The sequence below is a fragment of the Moorena sp. SIO3I6 genome (assembly GCF_010672095.1).
In genome coordinates, this window is the sequence record NZ_JAAHHU010001143.1 from 1 (window position 1) to 1,635 (window position 1,635).

At 43.7% G+C, this 1,635-nt stretch carries 1 protein-coding gene and 1 pseudogene; one reads left to right on the plus strand and one right to left on the minus strand.

The genetic code is table 11. From position 1 onward, the window contains the following. A pseudogene (locus tag F6K49_RS47045) lies at positions 1-362 on the plus strand (hypothetical protein); the annotation flags it as partial. A 294-nt stretch (positions 363-656) separates the two neighbouring features. Here F6K49_RS47045 and F6K49_RS47050 read toward each other — a convergent pair. Beyond that, the gene (locus tag F6K49_RS47050; RefSeq protein ID WP_293109382.1) at positions 657-1,397 is read right to left on the minus strand and encodes a phosphocholine cytidylyltransferase family protein; all 741 of its coding nucleotides are present in this window, start codon (positions 1,395-1,397) and stop codon (positions 657-659) included. Positions 1,398-1,635: the final 238 nt, after the last annotated feature.

The following is a 1,635-nucleotide window of genomic DNA, read 5'->3' on the forward strand; positions in this document are numbered from 1 at the left end:
ATAGTCAGCCTTTTGATTGTTTACTTTATTTTAAAAGATTTGAATTGGGCGTTTATTGTGTCTGGATTATATGTGCTATTTCCTATTTTATCGTATACGCCTTAGACTTAGGAACACTATTTCCAGTCTCGCCAGATCCAATGCCTCAGGCGCTATTTATAATAGAAGTATTAGGAATGATTGTTTCTCTTCCTTTACTATTTCTTTCTGTTCGCGGAGCTATGAATAGTAACAAGAGTAGTAACGATAAAGTAATGGTAAACAAACCCTATTCAAAGACGTTTGTATATTTCGCTTTCTTTTTGGTTGTTGTTGGTGTTGGCATTATCACGTTTGCTACCAAATCCGCTATGGGTAGCTAACAGTGCTTAAGAAGGGAAGTAACCCATAGCGCATAAGGAGCTCAAGTAGTATGTAAGCATTCAGCAGTCAGCCGTCAGCCGTCAGCCTTTAGCTCACGCTGCGCGAACAGCTTTGTAGCACAGGCTTTGGCCTTGGCCTTTGGCCACGCTACGGGAATGGCCACGCTGTGCGAACGACCCTGTGACATAACTCAGCATTATTCGAATGCTGACCTGTTTGATTCAAAAGCTGATAGCTGATAGCTGATAGCTGATAGCTGATAGCTGATAGCTGATAGCGAAATGCTTACGTGACTAAGCATCTTTCTGGAGAATTGCTGGGTAGATTTGCTCTCTAGCTCTGGCAAACTGGTATCGGTCATCAATTTCTGCCCAGAGTAGATCCCTAATCACCGTATAGTATACTGGATAGGATGTTGCTGCTGCTATCAGCCCATCAGTTTCATAATTCACCTTGAAGCTGGTTTTAAATCTTAGGGTAGCTTGCGCCAACATGCTTTGAAACAAAGGCTGGGATATTTTGGAAATACCGACCAATTCACCAGCAATTTGACTCCCCAGTTCAGCCTTATTTTTAGACATCGCAACGATTGTCTCACCTGAGGTTTCCACATAGACTTCATCGCCAGCATTGGTTTGGCCAGATAGCAACACTACATTGTCTTTAGGAAAGTTCAAGACTGCTGTCAAAGCACGCTGTTCGTAAATCAGATCTGATTCCAACAACAGAAAATCCCCCTCAATCAGCTCACGGGCACAATAGAGGGAATACATGGTACCTGATTCGGCATAGCGTGGGTTATGAACCGTCAATATCTGATCATTAAAACGTTGCTGCAGACGCTCATAAAAGTCAGATAAATGACCAGTGACAATGATGATGCGCTGCATACCGCAAGCAGTCAGGCGCTCTATCGATTCCTCAATAATGGGTTGCTCTCCCAACTGGAGAAATCCTTTAGGAGCCGATTGGCCTAATTCCTGGAGTCTAGTGCCCATACCAGCAGCTAGAATAACGGCTGTTTCTACTTTCATTAGTGTTTATAAATCAAGACATTGAAACGGTATTTTCTATTTTTGTAGCCGACCCTGACACCACAACATCGAAGTGAGACTCCCTGGGCAGATCAATGGCCTCTCCTACGCCATTGGTGACAAGTTAAGAGAAAAAGCCTTTTGTCAAGAGGGGGGATTGCCTCAGGGTTCGAGTCGTGTGAAACTCAGAACAGACAAGTAATTGAGCCATGGTGAATCCTGATGAGCGGCCACCGAA

Bases quoted from the DNA above. Each gene is read 5' to 3' on its own strand.
- F6K49_RS47050 (WP_293109382.1), bottom strand. From the start codon at position 1,397: ATGAAAGTAGAAACAGCCGTTATTCTAGCTGCTGGTATGGGCACTAGA.